Below are 21,993 nucleotides of genomic sequence, written 5' to 3' on the forward strand. Positions count from 1 at the left end.
GTTTCCTAAGCAGCCGCGGGTTCAATCGCGGACTGGTTGATCCATTCCGAATGGACCTCGAACGGCGGGCGGTAGTCAATCGCTGAATGCAACCGTGTCTGGTTGTACCAGGCCACCCACTTCGACGTCTCCGCCATCACCTCGATCAACCCCGACCACACCTTCCGGTCAATCAACTCTGCCTTGTAGACCGAGTTCAGAGCCTCGGCCATGGCATTGTCGTACGAGTCTCCACGTGACCCCACCGACGCCACGACCTCGGATTCCGCCAGGGTCTCGCCGTAGCGAATCGATCGGAATTGAACGCCGCGGTCGCTGTGGTGGACAAGCCCGGAGACATCTTCACCACCCCTATATTTCGCCGCCAGAGCCATCGTCAGAGCGTCCCTGGCCAGAGACTCCCGCATATGGTTCGTCACCTGCCAGCCGACGATCTCCCGGTGGAACACATCAAGGATGAACGTCGTGTACACCCACCCAGCAGACGTCGGAACATAGGTGATGTCAGCGACCCATAGACAATTGGGTGCCGGTGCTGCGAACTCACGCTCGACAAGATCATCCGGACACTCCTCAGCCCTAGCCGAAGCCGTCTTCGGACGCTTCCGCTTCCGCCGGATCCCGTCGATGCCCAACTGGCGCATCAACCGCTCCACCGTGCACCGAGCAACATGCCCGAACCGATCGGTGTACTCGCGGTTGATCGCCTTCCACATCTTCCGCACCCCGTAGCAGGAGTAGTTCGCCTCATAGACGTCCTGGATCACCACCATCAGCGCCTGATCCCGACGGGCCCTAGCCGATGGCTGACGCTTCTTGAACGCGTAATACGAGCTCACAGCAATCCGTGCCGCCGTCCTCTTCAGGGCGCGCACGATTGGCTCGACTCCGAACTCGTCGCGATGATCGTCGATGAAGGTGACGATTACTTTGATGGGCGGTCGAGCTCCGCCGCGAAGAAAGCCGAGGCACGGCGAAGAATCTCGTTTGCCCGTTTCGATTCAGCCAACTCAGCCCGCAACCTACGGTTCTCAGCCTCAAGATCAACGGAGTCCGCCGGCGTCGCTGTGCCCGAGTCTTTGTGCTTACGCACCCACACCCGCAGCGCTTCCTTGCTCACCCCGAGCTCTTTGGCTACACGGGCAATCGCTCCGTTTGCGGTGTTCGGATCCGCTTGAGCATGGATGACGAGCTCGACGGCACGAGCCTTGAGCTCGTCGGTGTACTTCACTGGCATGAGAGAATCTCCTTCTTCCAATCTCCCTGCCTCTATTATCCCCGGGGCGATTCACGTCGATGACCAAGCCTTCTTCCACCTCGTGTTAGCTCGCTTGATCGAACCGACGTCGAAGGCCGACAGCATTCGTGTCCTTGCCGAGCTCGGCATCAATCCGCCCCACCACAATACGTTCCTCAATTGCCTCGCCCGGGCAAGGGACCGTGACTACCGGTCACAGATCGCTGGGAAATGCTTCGACCACAGTGTGTCCACGTCGGGAATCAGCCTTCTTCTGTATGACGTCACGACCTTGTATTTCGAAGCTGAGAAGGAAGACGACCTGCGGAAAGTTGGATACTCGAAGGAACGTCGTGTTGACCCGCAGATCGTTGTTGGTCTCCTCGTCGACCGGACCGGGTTCCCACTCGAGATCGGCTGCTACGAAGGATCCAAAGCAGAGACTCACACGATCATCCCTGTCATCAAGGCCTTCCAAGACCGGCACGGTGTCACCGACATGGTCGTCGCCGCTGATGCCGGCATGCTCTCAGCCAAGAACCTTACTGAACTGGATCAGGCTGGACTACGGTTCATCGTCGGATCCCGGCAAACGAAGGCCCCGCATGATCTGGCGACGCACTTTCAGTGGAACGGGGACTGGGCCGCTGATGGGCAGGTCATCGACACGATCACCCCGAAAGGGACCAAACGCCTCGACCCTGACCGAGTGAAGAAGAAGCGAGAACCAGTCTGGTCGGCTGAGGAGTTTCCGGATGCGTGGCGAGTGGTCTGGCAGTACCGGCGGAAGCGGGCGATGCGTGATGAGCAGACACTGAATCTGCAGAGGAACAGGGCATTGGCGATCATCGAGGGCGAGAAGCCCGCGAAGAAGGCCCGATTCGTCAAGGTCACCGATGAGGATAAGGAATTCGACGAGTCCTCGTACAAGCGAGCGATGAAGCTTTCAGGCTATAAGGGTTACGTCAGCAATATCCCGGCTGACATTATGTCCGCAGCCGAGGTGATCAGTAGTTATCACGACCTCTGGCATGTCGAGCAGTCGTTTCGGATGTCGAAGACCGACCTACGTGCCCGACCAATATTTCACCGAACCAGGGACGCGATCGAAGCGCACCTGACTATCGTGTTCACGGCGTTGGCCCTTGCCCGTTTCATGCAGGATGCGACTGGAGCGTCGTTGAAGAAGATCGTGACGACTCTTCGGCCGTTGCGAGAGTTCACTGGGCGTGTGGGCGGGCAGGAAATCACGTTCGATCCCGAGGTGACCGGGCTGGCTAGAGACATCGCTGCGGCGCTACTGCCGGGACGTTTTCCGGGGCACTAAAGTTGTGGAACTCAGGTCAAAAGGGCCGAAATCCACACCACCACAAACAAGTGAAGGCCACCCCCACAAAGGGAGTGGCCTTCACTCTTAAAGAATATTGCGGCAGTCACCTACTCTCCCACAACCACCAAGTTGCAGTACCATCAGCGCGAATGGGCTTAGCTACCGGGATCGGAACGGTTAACCGGGCGTTTCCCCACCACTATCACCACCGCAAAACCAACAAACCACCACCACCCGAATCAAAAAGACTCAAGAGTGTAGTAGCGGTCCAAGAACCGTACAGCGAACGCGAACACCACACACAATGTGACTCGTTAATATCTCGTAAAACCCATAGCGTGAAACACGCACACACCAACCAAACAAATGGGTTGATGAGTGATCGGCGTATTAGTACCAGTCAACTCCACACCTCACAGTGCTTCCATACCCGGCCTATCAAACCCATAATCTATAGGACACCTCACCCCAACTTAATGGGTTGGAAATCTCATCTCGAAGCAGGCTTCCCGCTTAGATGCTTTCAGCGGTTATCCTTCCCGAACGTAGCCAACCAGCCATGCACCTGGCGGTACAACTGGCACACCAGAGGTTCGTCCGTCCCGGTCCTCTCGTACTAAGGACAGGCCTCCACAAATTTCCTACGCACGCAGCGGATAGGGACCGAACTGTCTCACGACGTTCTAAACCCAGCTCGCGTACCGCTTTAATGGGCGAACAGCCCAACCCTTGGGACCGACTACAGCCCCAGGATGCGACGAGCCGACATCGAGGTGCCAAACCATGCCGTCGATATGGACTCTTGGGCAAGATCAGCCTGTTATCCCCGAGGTACCTTTTATCCGTTGAGCGACCACGCTTCCACAAGCCATGGCCGGGTCACTAGTCCCAGCTTTCGCTCCTGCTCGACACGTCCGTCTCACAGTCAAGCTCCCTTGTGCACTTACACTCGACACCTGATTGCCAACCAGGCTGAGGGAACCTTTGGGCGCCTCCGTTACTCTTTAGGAGGCAACCGCCCCAGTTAAACTACCCATCAGGCACTGTCCCTGAACCCGATCAGGGTCCGAAGTTAAGAAATCCAGAATAGTCAGAGTGGTATTTCACTTGACGACTCCACCACCACTAGCGTGATAGTTTCACAGTCTCCCACCTATCCTACACAAACCACACCGAATCCCAATACCAAACTATAGTGAAGGTCTCGGGGTCTTTCCGTCCTGCTGCGCGTAACGAGCATCTTTACTCGTAATGCAATTTCGCCGAGTTCGTGGTTGAGACAGCAGAGAAGTCGTTACGCCATTCGTGCAGGTCGGAACTTACCCGACAAGGAATTTCGCTACCTTAGGATGGTTATAGTTACCACCGCCGTTTACTGGGGCTTAAATTCTCCGCTTCACCCCTAACGGGGTTAACGAGTCCTCTTAACCTTCCAGCACCGGGCAGGCGTCAGTCCGTATACATCGACTTACATCTTCGCACGGACCTGTGTTTTTAATAAACAGTCGCTTCTCTCTGGCCTCTGCGACCACCACCAGCACATCACCAAGCAAGTTGGCTTCACCAGGATGGTCCCCCTTCTCCCGAAGTTACGGGGGCATTTTGCCGAGTTCCTTAACCACGATTCTCTCGATCACCTTAGTATTCTCTACCTGACCACCTGTGTCGGTTATAGGGTACGGGCAACACACAACCTCACGCCGATGCTTTTCTCGGCAGCATAGGATCACCAGATCACCCCACCACAAGTGGGGCGCCCATCAGCTCTCACACTATGAGTGGGGACGGATTTACCTACCCCCACATGCTACGACCTTAGACCACGACTACCATCGCGTGGCCTGGCTACCTTCCTGCGTCACACCTCGCGCTTACCGACTCCACACTCAGGTCCCACAGAATCCTTCAACCAGACACCCGAAGGCATCACGGAAGAACACCGAGGTTAGTATCGTGTGTTTTGGTATTGACGGTTATGCGTCGGTACCAGAATATCAACTGGTTGTCCATCGACTACGCCTGTCGGCCTCGCCTTAGGTCCCGACTTACCCAGGGCGGATTAGCCTAGCCCTGGAACCCTTGGTCATCCGGTGGACGGGTTTCTCACCCGTCTTTCGCTACTCATGCCTGCATTCTCACTCGTACCGGCTCCACCACTCGTTCACACGGCGACTTCACTGCCAGCACGACGCTCCCCTACCCAACACCCCACCATTACGGCTATAAGGGGTGCTGCCACAACTTCGGCGGTGTACTTAGCCCCGCTACATTATCGGCGCTCAATCACTTGACCAGTGAGCTATTACGCACTCTTTCAAGGATGGCTGCTTCTAAGCCAACCTCCTGGTTGTCTTCGCAACTGAACATCCTTTCCCACTTAGCACACGCTTAGGGGCCTTAGTTGATGGTCTGGGCTGTTTCCCTCTCGACAATGAAGCTTATCCCCCACTGTCTCACTGCCACGCTGAACCTTACCGGCATTCGGAGTTTAGTTGACGTCAGTAACCCGGTGGGGCCCATCAGCCATCCAGTAGCTCTACCTCCGGCAAGAACCACGCAACGCTGCACCTAAATGCATTTCGGGGAGAACCAGCTATCACAGAGTTTGATTGGCCTTTCACCCCTAACCACAGGTCATCCCCTCCATTTTCAACTGAAGTGGGTGCGGGCCTCCACGCGCTCTTACACACGCTTCACCCTGCCCATGGCTAGATCACTCCGCTTCGGGTCTAGGACACGCGACTCAAACGCCCTATTCGGACTCGCTTTCGCTACGACTACCCCTCTCGGGTTAACCTCGCCACGCACCGCTAACTCGCAGGCTCATTCTTCAAAAGGCACGCCATCACCCCAACAAGGAGGCTCTGACGGATTGTAAGCACATGGTTTCAGGTACTATTTCACTCCCCTCCCGGGGTACTTTTCACCATTCCCTCACGGTACTATCCGCTATCGGTCATCAGGAAGTATTTAGCCTTACCAGGTGGTCCTGGCAGATTCACACGACATTCCACGAGTATCGTGCTACTCGGGCAAACACATATCGTCGGGGCCACATGTTTCGTCTACGGGACTCTCACCCACTCCGGTACTGTTTCCCACCAGCTTCGACTACACGCAGCACACATCAACGACTCGGTCATGCTGGACCGAACACGCATTCCCCACAACACCGCATACGCAACACCAGCACGTTTGACACGCACACGGTTTAGGCTGATCCAGTTTCGCTCGCCACTACTCCCGGAATCATGTTTTATTTTCTCTTCCTACGGGTACTGAGATGTTTCACTTCCCCGCGTTCCCTCCACACACCCTATATATTCAGATGCGGGTCACCACACTCTCATGTGGCGGGGTTTCCCCATTCGGACACCCTCGGATCACAGCCCGTTTATCGGCTCCCCGAGGCTTATCGCAGATTTCCACGTCCTTCATCGGCTCCTGATGCCAAGGCATCCACCATGCGCTCTTACACACTCATCACACCCAAAAAATTTGGTTGCAAAATGTGTGTGCGAAAATTTCACACTAAGATTTCACAAGAAAAATCACATTACATAACAACCCAAACAAAGTTCGGGCTGTTGATGCTCGCGTCCACTATACGATTCTCAAACCACTACCAAACACCACCCACACCCACACAACCGAAGGCTGCTGGTCTGGACGGGTTGGTCCTGTTGGTTGAAACCACACCCAACCATTGCTGGTTGGTTTGTGATTCCAGGACCCAATAACGTGTTCGTTCTAGCCCACCATCATCACACCGTCGACAAGGCATGAACCTTAACGACGCTGTGCGGGTTGAGCGAAAATAATGATGTTCCACCCTTGAGCTCCCAACCGGCACCACGTACGGGTGACACGTTGGGGTTCTTATGTGTGCTCCTTAGAAAGGAGGTGATCCAGCCGCACCTTCCGGTACGGCTACCTTGTTACGACTTAGTCCCAATCACCAGTCCCACCTTAGACGGCCCCCTCCACAAGGGTTGGGCCACCGGCTTCGGGTGTTACCGACTTTCGTGACTTGACGGGCGGTGTGTACAAGGCCCGGGAACGTATTCACCGCAGCGTTGCTGATCTGCGATTACTAGCGACTCCGACTTCACGTAGTCGAATTGCAGACTACGATCCGAACTGAGACTGGCTTTAAGGGATTCGCTAAAACCTCGCGGTCTCGCATCTCTCTGTACCAGCCATTGTAGCATGCGTGAAGCCCAAGACATAAAGGGCATGATGATTTGACGTCATCCCCACCTTCCTCCGAGTTGACCCCGGCAGTCTCCTATGAGTTCCCACCATCACGTGCTGGCAACATAGAACGAGGGTTGCGCTCGTTGCGGGACTTAACCCAACATCTCACGACACGAGCTGACGACAACCATGCACCACCTGTACACCAACCCCAAAGGGGAGGAACTGTTTCCAGAACGGTCTGGTGTATGTCAAGCCTTGGTAAGGTTCTTCGCGTTGCATCGAATTAATCCGCATGCTCCGCCGCTTGTGCGGGCCCCCGTCAATTCCTTTGAGTTTTAGCCTTGCGACCGTACTCCCCAGGCGGGGCACTTAATGCGTTAGCTACGGCGCGGAGAACGTGGAATGTCCCCCACACCTAGTGCCCAACGTTTACGGCATGGACTACCAGGGTATCTAATCCTGTTCGCTCCCCATGCTTTCGCTCCTCAGTGTCAGTTACAGCCCAGAGTCCCGCCTTCGCCACCGGTGTTCCTCCTGATATCTGCGCATTTCACCGCTACACCAGGAATTCCAGACTCCCCTACTGCACTCTAGTCAGCCCGTACCCACTGCACGCGCAACGTTAAGCGTTGCGTTTCCACAGCAGACGTGACCAACCACCTACGAGCTCTTTACGCCCAATAATTCCGGACAACGCTTGTACCCTACGTATTACCGCGGCTGCTGGCACGTAGTTAGCCGGTACTTCTTCTGCAGGTACCGTCACCCCGAAAGGCTTCTTCCCTGCTGAAAGCGGTTTACAACCCGAAGGCCGTCATCCCGCACGCTGCGTCGCTGCATCAGGGTTTCCCCCATTGTGCAATATTCCCCACTGCTGCCTCCCGTAGGAGTCTGGGCCGTGTCTCAGTCCCAGTGTGGCCGGTCGCCCTCTCAGGCCGGCTACCCGTCGTCGTCTTGGTGAGCCATTACCTCACCAACAAACTGATAGGCCGCGAGCCCATCCCCAACCGAAAAAACTTTCCACCATCACACATGCGAGTCATGGTCATATCCGGTATTAGACCCAGTTTCCCGGGCTTATCCCGAAGTCGGGGGCAGGTTACTCACGTGTTACTCACCCGTTCGCCACTCATCCACCCCGGTGCAAGCACCAGGGCTTCAGCGTTCGACTTGCATGTGTTAAGCACGCAGCCAGCGTTCGTCCTGAGCCAGGATCAAACTCTCCATAAAAAAATTATGTTACGAATGAATCCCAGCAAGACAGCCAACCAACGATCACGGGGTGACCGAGGCTGACCAATTAATCATGTCCACACATGCTGGCGTGACCACCCGGCGAGGGGAGGCCACAAATGTGTGAACATGTGATTGTCTTACCAGAAATACTTAATGTTTCTGGCATCACTATTTGTTCAAACAAACACGCTATTGGATTCTCAAACCACAAACACTCACCCATCACCACAGACCCAATTATTGGGGCGTGTTCACTGGGGGTGTCAGTTTCAATTGTTGGCTGCCACCAACATTTTCCGTGTGGACCAGACAAACTGTGTTTGTGCTGGTCACACCCGGTGAAAACTGTTCTCGAAGAGTTCGTTTTCTGCGGGGCAACGAGATACAACTCTAGACCAGGCCAGCCTCTGCGTGCAACTCGAAACCGGAAATCTGATCGTGACGCCCACCACACCCCTTGGATTGGCCGAAATTCCCCCGCCCGGACCCCTCTATTCCGCAGGGCTCCGGCCCTTGGATCCGCAGGCCGGTCTCGTTGCTAGACGTTGAACCCTCCGAGCCATAGGAGTTGCCCAGTATCCGGTGGCTCTGCCGGTGCGACCCTCTCGTTGTGGGACTGCCTCAGTGTGCCGCTGCGTCCCTCTTATTGCAGACCTCTCTGCACCGGCTCATGGCGCAACACTGTGCACTGGGCTAGGTAGGTTCGGCCAAGTCAGGGCCGTCCACTAGCCTTGGTCTCATGACTTCGGCTCCCACAACCTCTCCGCTCGACGTCCTCCATGATGTCTTCGGCTATGACGAATTCCGGGGCCAGCAGCAAGCGGTCGTCGATCAGATCGTCGGTGGTGGAGACGCGGTCGTCCTCATGCCCACCGGTGGAGGAAAGTCCCTCTGCTATCAGATTCCAAGTCTCGTCAGGCCCGGGACAGGCGTCGTCATCTCACCACTCATCGCGCTCATGGCCGATCAGGTCGCCGCACTGGAGAATCTGGGTGTCAGGGCGGCATACCTCAACTCGACACTCGACTTCGAGGAGGCGCAGAACGTCGAACGCGCACTCCTGGCCGGCGAGCTGGATCTGCTCTACCTGGCACCGGAGCGCCTAGTCCTGCCGCGCACAATGTCTCTGCTCGAACGAGCCCAGGTCGCACTGTTCGCGATCGATGAGGCTCACTGCGTATCTCAGTGGGGCCATGATTTCCGCAGCGACTACCTCGGCCTGGGAGTGCTGGCCGAACGCTTCCCCGATGTGCCGCGCATTGCGTTGACTGCCACGGCCACACCTGCCACCCACGCAGAGCTCACTGATCGTCTTCACCTCGGCGAGGCCCAGCATTTCGTCGCCAGCTTCGACCGGCCCAACATCACCTACCGCATCGAACCGAAGCAATCCGGTCGCTCCCAGCTCATCAGCTTCATCACCACAGAACACCCCGGCGACTCCGGCATCGTCTACTGCCTGTCCCGCCGCGGTGTCGAACAGCTCACCGACGCTCTCGTGGCCCGGGGGATCAACGCTCTGCCCTATCACGCGGGCCTGCCCTCTGAAGTGCGTGCCGAGCACCAGGCACGGTTCCTCCGCGAGGACGGTCTGGTCATGGTCGCGACGATCGCCTTCGGCATGGGCATCGACAAACCCGATGTCCGCTTCGTCGCCCACCTCGACCTGCCGCGCAGTGTGGAGGGCTACTACCAGGAGACCGGCCGTGCCGGACGTGACGGACTGCCCGCTGACGCGTGGATGGTCTACGGCCTCGGCGATGTCGTCTCCCAACGTCGCCTCATCGAATCCGGAGACGGCGATCGAACCTACCAACGCCGAGCGATGTCGCACCTTGATTCGATGCTGGCTCTGTGCGAAACCGTCGACTGCCGACGCGTGCAGCTCCTGCGCTACTTCGATGAGGAATCCGAACCCTGCGGCAACTGCGACACCTGCATCACTCCCCCGGTGACCTGGGACGCAACAGTGGCCGTGCAGAAACTGCTGTCGGCAGTCATCCGCCTCGACCGAGAACGCGGCCAGAAATTCGGCTCTGGACAGGTCATCGATGTGCTGCGCGGCAACGACAATGAGCGGTCCCGCTCCGCCGACCATGAGAGCCTCAGTGTTTGGGGCGTCGGCAGCGATCTCAGTGAAACCCAATGGAAGACCGTGGTTCGCCAGGTTCTTGCCCGCGGTCTGCTCGAATCGCATGGCGACTACGGTGTCCTCGTCGTCGGCGAGGCCGCCGGACCCGTCCTGCGCAGCGAGGTCGAGATCTCACTGCGCGTGGATCCCGTGAAGAAATCCGGATCGAAGAAGGCAGCGGCCAAGCGCCGAGGTGGCCCCGAGGTCGAACTCGGCACCGCAGACACAGCCCTGTTCGAGGCTCTGCGTGCTTGGCGTGCCGAGCAGGCGAAGGAACAAGGGGTCCCCGCCTATGTCGTGTTCCCCGATGCCACCTTGTACGGAATCGTCGAGGCCAAACCGAGCACCATCGGCGAGCTGGGCCAGGTCAGTGGCGTGGGTCTGAAGAAGCTCGACCGCTATGGTCCCGGCGTCCTCGAGGTCCTTGAGTCCAGCGCCGCCTGAACTTGACCCACTGATCGTGGGCCCAGTCGCTCATTCCTGACCTGCGGCGAATGCCTCGGGTCCTTGTTCCACTGCAGCGGGATCCAACCACATGAACTCGATGATGTTGCCGTCTGGGTCGGCCATGCTGATCGAGTACATGAATCCGAAGTCCTGCGGCTCTTTGTTCTCCGATCCGCCGGCGTCGAGAATCTTCGCTCGTGTGGCGTCAACGTCATCACGGGAATCCCGACTCAGAGCGGTGAGCACCTGTGCGGTCGAATGCGGATCGGCGATCGGCTTGTCGGTAAACGTCCCCAGGTACTCCCGCGTCAGAATCATGAAGAAGATGCCTTCGTCCCATTTGAGACAGGCGGCGTTCTCATCGGTGAACTCGGGAACAACCTCGGCGCCTAGATTGGCGTAGAACTCTTTTGATCGATTGAGATCGGTGGTCGGGTAGTTGACGAAGATCTGGGTCATGACTGCTCCCTCGCAGCTGGTGTCCAGCAATGGGCTCAATATCCTCGTCTTCGCTCACCGGCATGTCAATAGACCGACGAGACTCATCAGTTCGTCTTCGTCACGGTGACGTCGATGGGCGTCTGATTCGTGAAGATGTCGAAGACCGGGCAGTGAGCATCGACGGTCTTCTGCAGCTCCTGGTAGGCCTCGTCACTGTCTGGGCCCGTGATGTTCACGGTGACACGGACCGCGGAAAGCCCCGGTCGTACCGAATCATCGGCACCGAAGAGTCCCCGAACGTCGAGGTCGCCCTCTGCGCTGACGTCGAGGTTCTCGATCGTCAGTCCCAGGTTGTGAGCATAGAGACGGTAGACGACGATCTGGCAGGAGATCAGGGCACCGAGCGCGTATTCCACGGGGTTCGGTGCAACATCGTCGCCGGCCAAAGGGGCCGGCTCGTCGACGGTGAAGGTGTGCTTGCCGGCAGTGATGACCGAAGAAACCGAGCCCTGGGCACTGCCCTTGGCAGAGAAGACCAGCTGCGCGTTCTTCACCGAGGCGACGATCCGGTCGTTCCATGCCTGCCCCGCCGAGGAGAGGCGTGCGGCGCGATCCTCGGCACTGATGGCAATGGTCGAACCAGCGTCGGTGGTGGATCCTGTGGTGGTTTCAGCTGTGGCGGTCATGAGCGTCTCCTCGGTGTGGGTGGTAATCGTCTGAGTGATCCCCAGACTAGGAACACAGGCCTCCCACGAGCGGGCTGCTCGTCAGATTCCGACGCGCTCCGTCACACTCACGAAATGCGCCGACGCATACCGACATAACCCAGTTGCCTGCTCGGCGAGGCTGACGCTCGTCAAAAGCTCGTTCCCGTGTCCCATCGGGGGAACCGAATCTCATACTTCTGACGGACAACACGCCTGATCAACGACTCATAGTGTTGAGGCATGAGCGGAGCCCCATCTCGAAGTCGACTCTCGACGACGACCCCTCTCATCGCGGCAGGAGCCGTCCTCGGCATCGCTGCTCTCGTCTTCGGAACTGCCGTCGTCATCGGGCTCACCGTTCCAGGTGTCCGGGCACATTTCGATAGCCTCATCGTCGCTGTGCTGCTCGTGCAGAGCGCAGGGACTCTATGGGCGCTGACGTTCATCCTGCGCCACCGCGGTCACCGACTCTCGGACATCGGCTTCGCCCGCCCCTCTCTGCGCCTCTTCCATCTGCTGTGGCAGATTCCCACAGCGGTGATCGTGGTGATCCTCACGCAGGCCCTCGTCTTCGCAATCACCGGCTCGGACCCTGTCAGCGACTCGTCGACCGATTCGCTGGCAGGAAACGCCGGCGCTGCCGGTGCGATCGTGATGTTCGCGGCCGTCGCAGTCATCACCCCGTCCTGGGAAGAGCTGTTCTTCCGCGGCCTGATCTTCGGCTACGTTCGTGGCCGCCTAGGCACAACATGCGCGGTTGTCATCAGCGCCGTCATCTTCGCGCTGTGTCATGGCGTGCCGATTCTCCTGCCCTACATGCTTGCGCTCGGCCTCTGCCTAGCACTGCTGCGGGTGTTCCACGGCAATCTGTGGGGTTCACTGGGTCTGCACATCACGATCAATTCGACGGCGTCGCTGGTTCTGCTGCAAGCCGTCTTCGCGTGAGGAAGCTCAGGCGGGCCGTCTTCGCCTGAGTTCCTTTCGGCATGGCCGTCCTCTCACTCACGGGCGGTGATGTCCGAACACCAGACTGGTCTGCGTGTGGGCGATCATCGGATCCGAGAGGTGCTCGTCGATGAAGTCGTTGAGTCCCGTCGGATGGGCGGCGGCGATGTGCACGAGCAGGTCCCGCTCCCCCGACACCTGGAAGACATCAAGGGTCTCAGGTGCCCGGAGCAGCCCCGCGATGACATCGCTCATCTTTGACCTCCCCACCGGTGACATCCGCACGGAGATCATGCCGAACACGTGCAGGCCGAGCGCTTCGAAATCGATGTCGGCATGAAATCCCTTGATGATGCCGCGCGATCTCAGTGCACTGACTCTGCCCGAGCAGGTCGACGGGGCAAGCCCCACCCGACCGGCGAGGTCCTTGTTGGAGATCCGAGCATCGGAACCGAGCTCACGCAGGATCGCCAGGTCCACCTCGGCGAGGTGGACATTGTTCGATTCAGCATGATGATCGACGATCAATTCCGAATTCACCACAGAAATCACTTCCAATTCTCGCCATCTGTTCGGATTGCCTCGATGATATCCGTGATCTGAGTAGTCTGTGAGGTGAACCGGATCAACCGACCCAATGAAGGTGAGTCATGACGACCCTCGAGCGATCAGCCTGCGAACTCCTCGACCGCGACGATCCTCTGCGCAAGCTCAGAGACGAGTTCATCCTCCCCTCCGACACGATCTACCTCGACGGGAACTCGCTGGGTGCCCGAACAAAGGGCGCGGCCGAACGTGCCCAGGAGGTCATCGAGGACGAATGGGGCACCGGCCTCATCCGCTCCTGGAACACTGCCGGTTGGTTCGATCTGCCAGCGAAGCTGGGCGATAAGGTCGCCGGCGTCGTCGGTGGTGGGACCGGCAGCACCGTCGTCACGGACACCACCTCGATCAACCTGTTCAAAGCCGCATCGGCCGCACTGAAGATGCAGGCTGCCGATGCGCCGGGGCGTCGCGTCATCCTCACTCAACGGGAGAATTTCCCTTCCGACATCTACATGCTGCAGGGCCTGGCCGAGCAGCTCGACGACGGCTACGAGGTGCGTCTCGTTGATGACGCCGAGGTGACCGCCGGGTTCCCGAACACGATGACCGACGAGGTGGCCCTCGTCGTCCTCACCCACGTGAACTATCGCACGGGTCGCCTCTTCGACATGGCCACCACCACCTCGGCGATCCATGCTGGTGGAGCGATGGTGATCTGGGATCTGTGCCATTCGGCGGGAGCCCTGGAGATCGACCTGGCCGGATCGGGCGCAGATATGGCGATCGGCTGCACCTACAAATTCCTCAACGGCGGGCCGGGTTCACCCGCATTCATCTGGGTCTCCGAGGCACTGCAGAACCGTTTCACCCAACCGCTCTCGGGCTGGTGGGGGCATGCGAAACCCTTCGAGATGTCACCGGACTACGCTCCGGCCGAGGGCATTCGCCGGTATCTGACCGGCACGCAGGGCGTCATCTCGATGGCGGTGGCCGAATTGGGCCTCGACATCGCCGACAGCGTCAATATGGCCGCGGTGCGGCAGAAGTCCCTGCAGCTGTCCGACCTCTTCATCGAGCTCGTCGAATCTCGCCTGGCCGCTCACCCGGTCGAGCTTGTCACCCCGCGTGAGCACGATCATCGAGGCTCACAGGTCTCGATCACCCACCCCGAGGGCTTCGCCATCATGAGTGCGCTCATCGAGCGCGGAATCATCGGCGACTATCGCGAACCCTCGGTTCTGCGGTTCGGACTGACTCCGCTCTACCTCGGCTTCACCGACGTCTGGGACACGGTCGAGGCCCTGCGCGACATTCTCGACAACCGAATCTGGGACGCTCCTGCGCACAAGGTCCGCGGCGCCGTCACCTGAACGGTCACACCTGGTCAGGCCGTCACCTGAGGCAAGCTCACCCGACCCGTCGCCCACGTCCTGCCAGCACGTAGGCGCCGATCCCGATCGCGCCGATGGCCAGAACCGAGCCGCCGATCGTCACGGCCTGCGGGATCGTGGCGATGGTGCCGAGGACGCCGACGGTGACTCCGGAGAAGGTCTGCATGCCGGGGCCGAACATCGAGTAAGAACCGATGACTCGGCCACGGATCTCGGTCGGAGCTTCGAGCTGGATGATCGCCATCTCAGTCGATTCGGCGGTGATCTTGCAGACTCCTGCCAGGACGAGCACGATCAGCGCCCGCCACAGATGTGAGGTGAAGGCGAAGACGATCGAGCTCGCTCCGAGTCCGGCGGCGGCGACCGCGGCTGCTGCCGGGGTCGGTCGCACCCAGCCAGTGGCCTCGAGGAAGAACCCGCCGAGCACTCCTCCGGCCCCGAGTGCGAAGAGCAGCAGCCCGTACGTGAAGTCGCTGTCGCCGCCTGGGCCAGTCAGCAGTCCCCCGAAGACCGGCATCGCTGTCTGCAGCACTGCTCCGATGGTGATTGAGGCGAGCGCTGCTAAGAGCAGCATGCTGATGATCGACCGGTTGTGTCGGACGTCGACGAGCACCCGCAGCGACTGCACCAGGGTCGTGCGCGTCTTGTTCGGACTCCCGCTCCTGGTGTGGCCGGTGAAGGGTGTGCGCATGAGGAAGATCGTCAGCGGCAGGTAGAAGATGATGTTGATGAAGATGCCCCAGGTCGGGCCGAACGACAGCAGGAGCACCGAGCCGACGACGGGCCCGAAGAGGATCCCGAGACTGCGGAAGGTCGCGTTGATGCGCACCGCGCTGGGCAGTTCGGAACGTCCGGCGAAGTCGTAGAGCATCATCTGCTCGGCCGGGCCCCACAGGCAGCCGGCCAGTCCGTGGATGACGAGCAGCACGCAGGCCTGCCACAGCTGCAGCGAGTCGGTGAGGAAGAGGATGCCCCAGCACAGGGACACGAACATGAACAGGCCCTGCCCGATCTGGATCAGCCGCCTGCAGTCGAAGCGCTCCGCTAGAGAGCCTGCGTAGACGGAGAGCAGGAGGAACGGCAGCCAGTGGCTGATGAGTTGGAACCCGACGAGGGCAGGGGACTCGAACTTCTGCCACAGCACCCAGTAGGTGATGACGTGTTCGATGTTGTCACCCATCATCGCCAGCCCGGACCCGACCAGGTAGGGCGCGGTCTTCCAGCTGCGCAGCACCCCGAAGCGGCGCGGATGCGCCGAGCTGTCGGCTGAATCGTCTCGAATCTCACTCACTCGGCCCATTCTGGCACCGTCGAGGTCGGGCCGAACCCGAGGTACCGAAGCGTGGAAGCCGATGTCGCCGAGGTGGCGCTGGCCGTGACATGGAAGTGACCCTTGATCTCGCCCGACAATGGGGTCACCATTGAACTGATCGAGGAGGATCAGATGTCAACGAGCACATCCACGCACCAGCCGCCGCTCGCCTCACAGCGAGAGAAGACCGCCCTCATCGTCATCGACGTCCAGAACGGCGTCTTCGTCGAGAACTGGCATGCAGACGAGGTGATCGGAACGATCTCCGATCTCGTTCAACGCGCCCGCGACACCGGTGCCGAAGTCATCTGGGTCAGACACTCTTCAGGAGAACTGCCACTGGAATCGCCGCAATGGCAGATCGTCGACGCGCTCTCGCCGGCCGATGACGAGACCATCGTGGAGAAGACCCACGGCAACACCTTCGAGGACACCGACTTCGAGGATGTTCTCGCGTCCAAGGACGTCGGCCACCTCGTCGTCACAGGCGCCCAATCTGATGCGTGCGTGAGGTCCACGATCCACGGCGGGTTCGCCCGCGGCTACGATGTCACGCTCGTCTCCGATGCGCACACGACCGAAGATCTCAGCGACTGGGGTGCGCCGCCACCGGAGCAGGTGGTCTCCCACACGAATCTCTACTGGGGCTTCGAATCGGGCCCGGGGCGAACCGCCCGGGTCCAGGAATCATCAGAGGTCGACTTCACTGCGCCGTGATTCCTGACATGATGTGCCCATGAGTGAAGACACGCGCAGCATCGAACTGACCAGGATCGCTGAGAACCATTACCGCGCCACGGCGCCGAGCGGTGCGAGCATCGAATTCGGCCGCGGTGAGGGCCTGATGACACCCGTGGAGCTGCTGCTCGCGGCCGTCGCCGGGTGCTCCTCGATCGATGTCGACACCGTGACCAGCAGGCACACCGAGCCGACGCGCTTCGACGTCTCGGCCCAGGCCGACAAGATCGACGAAGACGGCGCGTCCCGCGTGGACAACGTCCACCTCGACTTCAACCTCGCCTTCCCCGATGACGAGGACGGCCGCAAGGCCGATGCCCGCGTCGAAAAGCTCGTCGGCCTCTCCCATGACAAGTACTGCACTGTCTCGCGCACGGTCGAGCACCCGACGAACGTCGACTTCAGCATCCACCGCGACTGACCCTCGCCGAGGTGGTCGCTCAGCTCTCGGCCAGCCGCTCCCGTTCGACGTCGATGTCGAAATCGGCCGCCGGCCATTGCGGATCGATGTCCCGCAGCACATTGAGCAGGAGCCGCTGAACCGCGATCCGGGCGTACCATTTGCGGTCGGCAGGGACGACGTACCACGGGGCCACCTCGGTGGAGGTGCGTTCGAACACTGTCTGGTAGGCCCGCATGTAATCGGGCCACATGAGTCGCTCGTCGACGTCACCCGGGTTGTACTTCCAGTACTTGTCGGGGCGATCCAAGCGCTCCATGAGTCGGTCCTTCTGCTCATCGGGGGAGATGTTGAGCATGACCTTGATGATGCGCACACCCGCCTCGGCGAGTCCTGCTTCGAAGTCGTTGATGGCGGTGTAGCGGCGCTCGATCTCTTCGTCATCGGCAAGCTCACGGACCTTGCCGATGAGCACATCCTCGTAGTGGGAGCGATCGAAGACGCCGATCATGCCGGGCCCGGGCACGCGTGGTCGGATGCGCCACAGGAAGTCGTGGGAGAGCTCCTCCTTCGTCGGGGCCTTGAACGCGGCGAGTTCAACTCCCTGGGGGTCGACGGAGCCGACGACGTGGCGCACGATTCCGCCCTTGCCAGCGGTGTCCATCGCTTGGAGGATGAGGAGGACGGCCGGGCCCGACTCCTCGTCATGATGGGCGGCGAAGAGTCGCTCCTGGAGATCATCGAGTTCGGGAATGCAGGCTTTGAGGTCCTTGCGTCCGGATTTCTTGTTGCCCTCGTATCCGGGGGTCGAATGCGGGTCGACTTCGTCGAGCCGAAATCCTTTGCCTGCCCGCAGCAATGGCTGCGGATCGCTGCTCCAACTCTGCGTTGTCTTCTCGCTCATGGCTTCATCTTTGCAGGCAGGAGGGTCAGCGTCTATATCTTTGGTGATCTCCGGCGATTACCGAGGTGTTCTCACCGGGTTCTGCGTGATCAGTCGGGCTTGCGAAACACTGAAGGCAGTTTCTTCATCTTCCGCTCGGTCTCCCGATACGACCATTGCCGCATCGGCTGCGGGACCCGCCACTGCAGCTTCCAGGCAAGCATGCGGAAGGCGAACGCGAGGCCGGCGATGATCAGCGACACCACGTTGTTGAGGATTCCTGTTGCATCTGCGATGAGAGTCAGCCCCGCTCCGAAGAGGGCGGGGATGAGGTACAGATCGGTGCCGGTGAAGATCGCCGGATCCTCGCTGGCCACTGCATCGCGCATGAGGCCGCCGCCGCAGGCCGTGAGCGCACCCATGAGCAGAGCCGCCGGGTAGGTCGCTCCCGCCCCGAGGGCGATCGTCGTCCCGGTGACACTGAAGATCGCAAGCCCGATCGCGTCAAACGTGACGATCAGACTTCGGGCTCTCGAGACGTGCTTGCCGATGAGGTAGATGAGCAGTGTGGCGATGAGCGGTGGGGCCAGATAGATCGGCTGGCCCAGCGCATTCGGGACTCGGTCGAGGAGGACGTCGCGGATCATGCCTCCGCCGATGCCCGTCATCGTCCCGAGAACCAGGCCTCCGGTGATGTCGAAGCCGCGCCTGGCAGCCAGGAGGACTCCCGAGACGGCGAAGACGAAGGTGCCGGTGAGGTCGAGTGCGAGAAAGACTGCTTCCTGAATGTCCACGCCCTGCTCCCCTTCCGACTCATCAACGGTGCGCCCCACACACCGGTCGGTGCGCGGTCAGCATTGCCGACGCCGGATCTCAGCTCTCGACGCCTGGTCACCACTGTAGTATCCCCTCGCCGAGGCGGCAGTGAGCCGGGAGGTCAGCTGAGCTGGAAGTTGTCCGGGTTCTTGTAGTCCTCGATCTCGACACTCGGGCTGCCCTGTCCCTTGAGCAGCTTCGAGATCGGGCACCTGGCGTGGGCTCGTCCGGCATACTTCTCTGCGTCGGCGGCGGATACGCCGTCGATGGAGATATAGGCCCGGGGCACGAAGTGGAATCCGGCGTTGGACTCTCCGTGCAGGTCGACCTCGACCCTGACTCGGGACAGGGCTTCGACTTGGTTGACCGCGAGCACGACTTTGAGGGTCTCGCCGAGGCAGGTGCTCCATGCCATGGCGAGGAACTGTTCGGGGTTGCTGCCCTGATCGGTATGTGAGGTGGGTGCTGTCGCCAGCGTCATTCCGTCTTTGACTCGAACCTCGCCCGAGGTCCCGCCGAGGTTCTCGACCTTTGCTGTGTAGATGGGTGCACTTGCGCTTCTTGGTTCGTCCGAGTCTCCGCTTGGCGCCTGCGGCTCGGCGTATCCTGGGTTCTCAGTCATTGCACCATGCTACGTCAGCTTGACGGCAAGTTCACTGGTAATTTCGTGAGTGAGATGCGACCCGTGAGCGAATCGTTACTCCCGGCCGACCCATCTGAATCGCGTCGTGCTCCGAATCTTCGTACATGAGAAGACCACTTCATACTGCCCTCGCCGGGGTCGTCGCCACGCTTGTCCTGTTCGGTGCCGCCGACCTCCTCGCCCGGGCCTTCGGTCCGCCGGCCGCACCTCTGCTGGCATTGGGACAGACGATCATTCCGATTGCTCCGGCCGGCCTCATCAAGCCTGTCATCGACTTACTCGGGCACAACGACAAGCTGTTCCTGATCCTCACCACCGGCCTCGGCGCTCTGGTGCTCGGAGGGCTCATCGGATGGCTCGCGTCTCGACATCTCCGTGCAGCGACTGCGTTGTTGGGGTTGGCGGGCCTCATTCCCATCGTCGTCATCCTCATCCGTCCCGAAGCCGAGGCCCCCGACGTCATCCCGACCGTCATCGGACTCGTGCTGGGTCTGGCAGTCTTCCGTCTTCTCATCAGCCTCGCGACCCGGCCAGACGTGGAGAATGAGCCGGAGTCCGAATCAGAATCCGAATCTGCAGCTCCTTCTCGGCGTCGCTTCTTCGTCATCACCGGTGTCTTCGGTGCTGCGGGAGCCGCCGCCGTAGCCGCCGGGCAGACTGTGGCTTCCTTGGCACTGGATGCCGGGGCTGCGGTGGCGAAGTTGGTGCTGCCGAAACCGGCGAAGACTGCTCCCCCGATTCCCGCCTCGGCGCATCCGGACGTCAAGGGCCTGGCACCCTTCGTCACGGACCCGAAGGACTTCTATCGCATCGATACGGCGTTGGCACCTCCGGTCATCGATCCGGAGGAATGGTCGCTGAGGATCCACGGGATGGTTGAGACCGAAGTCGTCATCACCATGGATGAGCTCCTGCAGCTTCCTCTCAACGAGCACCACATCACGCTCACCTGCGTATCCAATCCCGTCGGCGGTGACCTGGTCGGCAATGCCACCTGGCTGGGCTACCCCGTCCGTGAGCTCTTAGCCCGAGCGAAACCCCTCAAAGACGCAGACATGGTCCTCTCGCATTCCATTGACGGCTTTTCCGCCTCCACCCCGATCGAGGCCCTGCTCGATGACCGCGATTCTCTGCTGGCCGTCGGCATGAACGGCCAGCCGCTGCCGCCCGAGCACGGGTTCCCCGCCAGGTTGGTCGTGCCGGGTCTCTACGGTTTCGTCTCGGCCACCAAGTGGGTCACCGAACTCGAAGTCACCCGTTTCGATGAGAAGACGGCCTACTGGACCGACCGCGGCTGGGACGCCAAGGCACCCATCCTCGTCGCCTCCCGCATCGACGTGCCCAAACCTCTGGAAAAAGTCGCGGCGGGTGACCTCGCCGTAGCGGGCACGGCCTGGGCGCAGCAAAGCGGGGTCAAGAGGGTCGACGTGAAGCTCGACGATGGGGAATGGACGCAGGCCGACCTCGGCGACGAGGTCAACATCGACACCTGGCGTCAATGGAAGACCGGATTCAGCGACGTCAAGGCAGGATCGCACACCGTCACCGTCCGAGCCATCGATCAGGACGGGAATATACAGACCCCCGAACGCAGAAAGTCCATCCCCAATTCCGCGACCGGGCACCACCACATCCAGTTCCGCGTCGAATAATTCTCAAGAAAATCCGATAATCACCCATCCAGAACCTCATGGGCTGCGAATACCAGGTACACAGCGAGCAATGAAGACGACTTCAGAGCTGTGCGCTGATAGGCACCACCGTTGATGCACCACCTTCACAAGGAGAAGAACGATGAAAACACTGCTTCGCAATCGCACCGCAACCGTCCTGGCAGCCGGCGCCATCTCACTCATGGCTTTGAGTGGCTGCTCGAGCATGGGTTCGGACTCCGAATCCGGTGGCGAAGAGACCCAGGCAGAGGAATCGGGTGGGGGCTCACAGGCTCCGGAAGAATCAGCAGACTCCGGCATGGCTGACTCGAACCTCGTCGGCCCGGGCTGCGCTGCCTACGCCGAGGCCAACCCTGATGGCGGCGGATCCGTCGAAGGAATGGCCCAGGACCCGGTCGCCACCGCCGCATCGAACAACCCGATGCTCAAGACGCTGACCAAGGCCGTCTCCGGCAAACTCAACCCCGACGTCGACCTCGTCGACACGCTCAACGGCGACGAGTTCACCGTCATCGCTCCGATCGACGATGCCTTCGCCGACGTTCCCAAGGACGACCTGGATGCGCTGGCCAAGGATTCGGACATGCTGACGAAGGTGCTGACCTACCACGTCATCCCCGGACAGCTGTCTCCCGATGAGATCGCCGGCGAACACGAAACCGTCGAAGGTTCGAAGGTGAAGATCTCCGGTGAAGGCGAGGACATGAAGTTCGACGATGCCGGTCTGGTCTGCGGCGGAGTCCAGACCTCCAACGCAACCGTGTACATGGTGGATGCCGTGATGATGCCCTCGAAGTGACATTCGAGCTTCACAGAGCTGTGGCCAAGGGCCGATTTCGACCTCTCGGATCGGCCCTTGGCCACAATTCTTTTCCCTCAGAACCTGGACAGTGACCGATTATCAGTTCAGGGAATGA

General features: G+C 60.1%; 16 protein-coding genes, 3 rRNA genes, 1 pseudogene and 1 other annotated feature. Of the genes and pseudogenes, 8 read left to right on the top strand and 12 right to left on the bottom strand.

Annotation, left to right across the window (positions count from 1 at the left end):
- Positions 1–5: 5 nt before the first annotated feature.
- Both PGC08_RS18575 and PGC08_RS18580 read right to left on the bottom strand, forming a co-directional pair.
- On the bottom strand, positions 6–1,001 hold the full coding sequence (locus tag PGC08_RS18575; RefSeq protein WP_125178023.1) for an IS3 family transposase: 996 nt from the start codon (positions 999–1,001) through the stop codon (positions 6–8).
- Positions 837–965 (bottom strand) — a sequence feature (AL1L pseudoknot). It overlaps the preceding gene by 129 nt.
- Complete coding sequence (locus tag PGC08_RS18580; RefSeq protein WP_009883477.1) at positions 926–1,237, bottom strand: transposase; 312 nt, start codon at positions 1,235–1,237, stop codon at positions 926–928. Before PGC08_RS18580 ends, PGC08_RS18575 begins: the two co-directional genes overlap by 76 nt.
- A 55-nt stretch (positions 1,238–1,292) precedes the next feature.
- Between PGC08_RS18580 and PGC08_RS18585 the strand changes: the two are divergent.
- A pseudogene (locus tag PGC08_RS18585) lies at positions 1,293–2,564 on the top strand (IS1634 family transposase); the annotation flags it as partial.
- A 97-nt stretch (positions 2,565–2,661) separates the two neighbouring features.
- On the opposite strand, the gene rrf reads toward PGC08_RS18585, so the two are convergent.
- The 3 genes from rrf to PGC08_RS18600 form a co-directional block, all read right to left on the bottom strand.
- Positions 2,662–2,780: ribosomal RNA gene (gene rrf / locus PGC08_RS18590) — 5S ribosomal RNA — on the bottom strand.
- Between the two features lie 157 nt (positions 2,781–2,937).
- Positions 2,938–6,053 (bottom strand): 23S ribosomal RNA (locus PGC08_RS18595).
- A 410-nt stretch (positions 6,054–6,463) separates the two neighbouring features.
- Positions 6,464–7,997: ribosomal RNA gene (locus PGC08_RS18600) — 16S ribosomal RNA — on the bottom strand.
- Together the 16S, 23S and 5S rRNA genes form the textbook arrangement of a ribosomal RNA operon.
- 745 nt (positions 7,998–8,742) lie before the next feature.
- Here PGC08_RS18600 and recQ point away from each other — a divergent pair.
- Positions 8,743–10,578 (top strand): DNA helicase RecQ, encoded by a 1,836-nt coding sequence (gene recQ, locus PGC08_RS18605; RefSeq protein ID WP_271709133.1) that lies wholly within the window; start codon positions 8,743–8,745, stop codon positions 10,576–10,578.
- A 30-nt stretch (positions 10,579–10,608) separates the two neighbouring features.
- Here recQ and PGC08_RS18610 read toward each other — a convergent pair whose 3' ends face one another.
- Positions 10,609–11,040 carry a VOC family protein gene (locus PGC08_RS18610; RefSeq protein WP_271709134.1) on the bottom strand — a complete coding sequence of 144 codons (432 nt, stop codon included), beginning with the start codon at positions 11,038–11,040 and terminating at the stop codon, positions 10,609–10,611.
- Between the two features lie 86 nt (positions 11,041–11,126).
- Positions 11,127–11,708, bottom strand: a complete 582-nt coding sequence (locus tag PGC08_RS18615; RefSeq protein ID WP_009884520.1) for an OsmC family protein — start codon at positions 11,706–11,708, stop codon at positions 11,127–11,129.
- A gap of 261 nt (positions 11,709–11,969) precedes the next feature.
- Here PGC08_RS18615 and PGC08_RS18620 point away from each other — a divergent pair, with 261 nt between their 5' ends.
- On the top strand, positions 11,970–12,674 hold the full coding sequence (locus PGC08_RS18620) for a CPBP family intramembrane glutamic endopeptidase (protein ID WP_271709135.1): 705 nt from the start codon (positions 11,970–11,972) through the stop codon (positions 12,672–12,674).
- Between the two features lie 57 nt (positions 12,675–12,731).
- Here PGC08_RS18620 and PGC08_RS18625 read toward each other — a convergent pair whose 3' ends face one another.
- Positions 12,732–13,214, bottom strand: coding sequence for an Lrp/AsnC family transcriptional regulator (locus tag PGC08_RS18625; RefSeq protein ID WP_233430327.1), 483 nt, complete (start codon positions 13,212–13,214; stop codon positions 12,732–12,734).
- A gap of 110 nt (positions 13,215–13,324) precedes the next feature.
- Between PGC08_RS18625 and kynU the strand changes: the two genes are divergently transcribed.
- Positions 13,325–14,590 (top strand): kynureninase, encoded by a 1,266-nt coding sequence (gene kynU / locus PGC08_RS18630; protein WP_271709136.1) that lies wholly within the window; start codon positions 13,325–13,327, stop codon positions 14,588–14,590.
- A 37-nt stretch (positions 14,591–14,627) separates the two neighbouring features.
- Here the strand turns inward: kynU and PGC08_RS18635 are convergent, their stop codons facing one another.
- Positions 14,628–15,902, bottom strand: coding sequence for an MFS transporter (locus tag PGC08_RS18635; RefSeq protein ID WP_271709137.1), 1,275 nt, complete (start codon positions 15,900–15,902; stop codon positions 14,628–14,630).
- Between the two features lie 153 nt (positions 15,903–16,055).
- Between PGC08_RS18635 and PGC08_RS18640 the strand changes: the two genes are divergently transcribed.
- Both PGC08_RS18640 and PGC08_RS18645 read left to right on the top strand, forming a co-directional pair.
- Positions 16,056–16,640 (top strand): cysteine hydrolase family protein, encoded by a 585-nt coding sequence (locus PGC08_RS18640; protein WP_193078878.1) that lies wholly within the window; start codon positions 16,056–16,058, stop codon positions 16,638–16,640.
- 19 nt (positions 16,641–16,659) lie between these two features.
- Positions 16,660–17,082: an OsmC family protein gene (locus PGC08_RS18645; protein WP_096162737.1), complete on the top strand. Its 423-nt coding sequence runs from the start codon at positions 16,660–16,662 to the stop codon at positions 17,080–17,082.
- 19 nt (positions 17,083–17,101) lie between these two features.
- Here the strand turns inward: PGC08_RS18645 and PGC08_RS18650 are convergent, their stop codons facing one another.
- The 3 genes from PGC08_RS18650 to PGC08_RS18660 all read right to left on the bottom strand — a co-directional run bounded on the left by PGC08_RS18650 (position 17,102) and on the right by PGC08_RS18660 (position 19,382).
- Positions 17,102–17,965: a PPK2 family polyphosphate kinase gene (locus tag PGC08_RS18650; protein WP_009884512.1), complete on the bottom strand. Its 864-nt coding sequence runs from the start codon at positions 17,963–17,965 to the stop codon at positions 17,102–17,104.
- Positions 17,966–18,054: 89 nt separating this feature from the next.
- Positions 18,055–18,738, bottom strand: coding sequence for a trimeric intracellular cation channel family protein (locus tag PGC08_RS18655; protein ID WP_271709138.1), 684 nt, complete (start codon positions 18,736–18,738; stop codon positions 18,055–18,057).
- Positions 18,739–18,881: 143 nt separating this feature from the next.
- Positions 18,882–19,382 (bottom strand): OsmC family protein, encoded by a 501-nt coding sequence (locus tag PGC08_RS18660; RefSeq protein ID WP_271709139.1) that lies wholly within the window; start codon positions 19,380–19,382, stop codon positions 18,882–18,884.
- A 125-nt stretch (positions 19,383–19,507) separates the two neighbouring features.
- Here PGC08_RS18660 and PGC08_RS18665 point away from each other — a divergent pair, with 125 nt between their 5' ends.
- Positions 19,508–21,055: a molybdopterin-dependent oxidoreductase gene (locus PGC08_RS18665; protein WP_271709140.1), complete on the top strand. Its 1,548-nt coding sequence runs from the start codon at positions 19,508–19,510 to the stop codon at positions 21,053–21,055.
- 142 nt (positions 21,056–21,197) lie between these two features.
- A complete protein-coding gene (locus PGC08_RS18670; protein WP_096162729.1) occupies positions 21,198–21,875 on the top strand; it encodes a fasciclin domain-containing protein in 678 nt (225 codons plus the stop codon).
- The last annotated feature ends 118 nt before the right edge of the window (positions 21,876–21,993 follow it).

This window comes from Brevibacterium sp. BDJS002, from assembly GCF_028201555.1.
Classification (GTDB): Bacteria; Actinomycetota; Actinomycetes; order Actinomycetales; family Brevibacteriaceae; genus Brevibacterium; species Brevibacterium aurantiacum.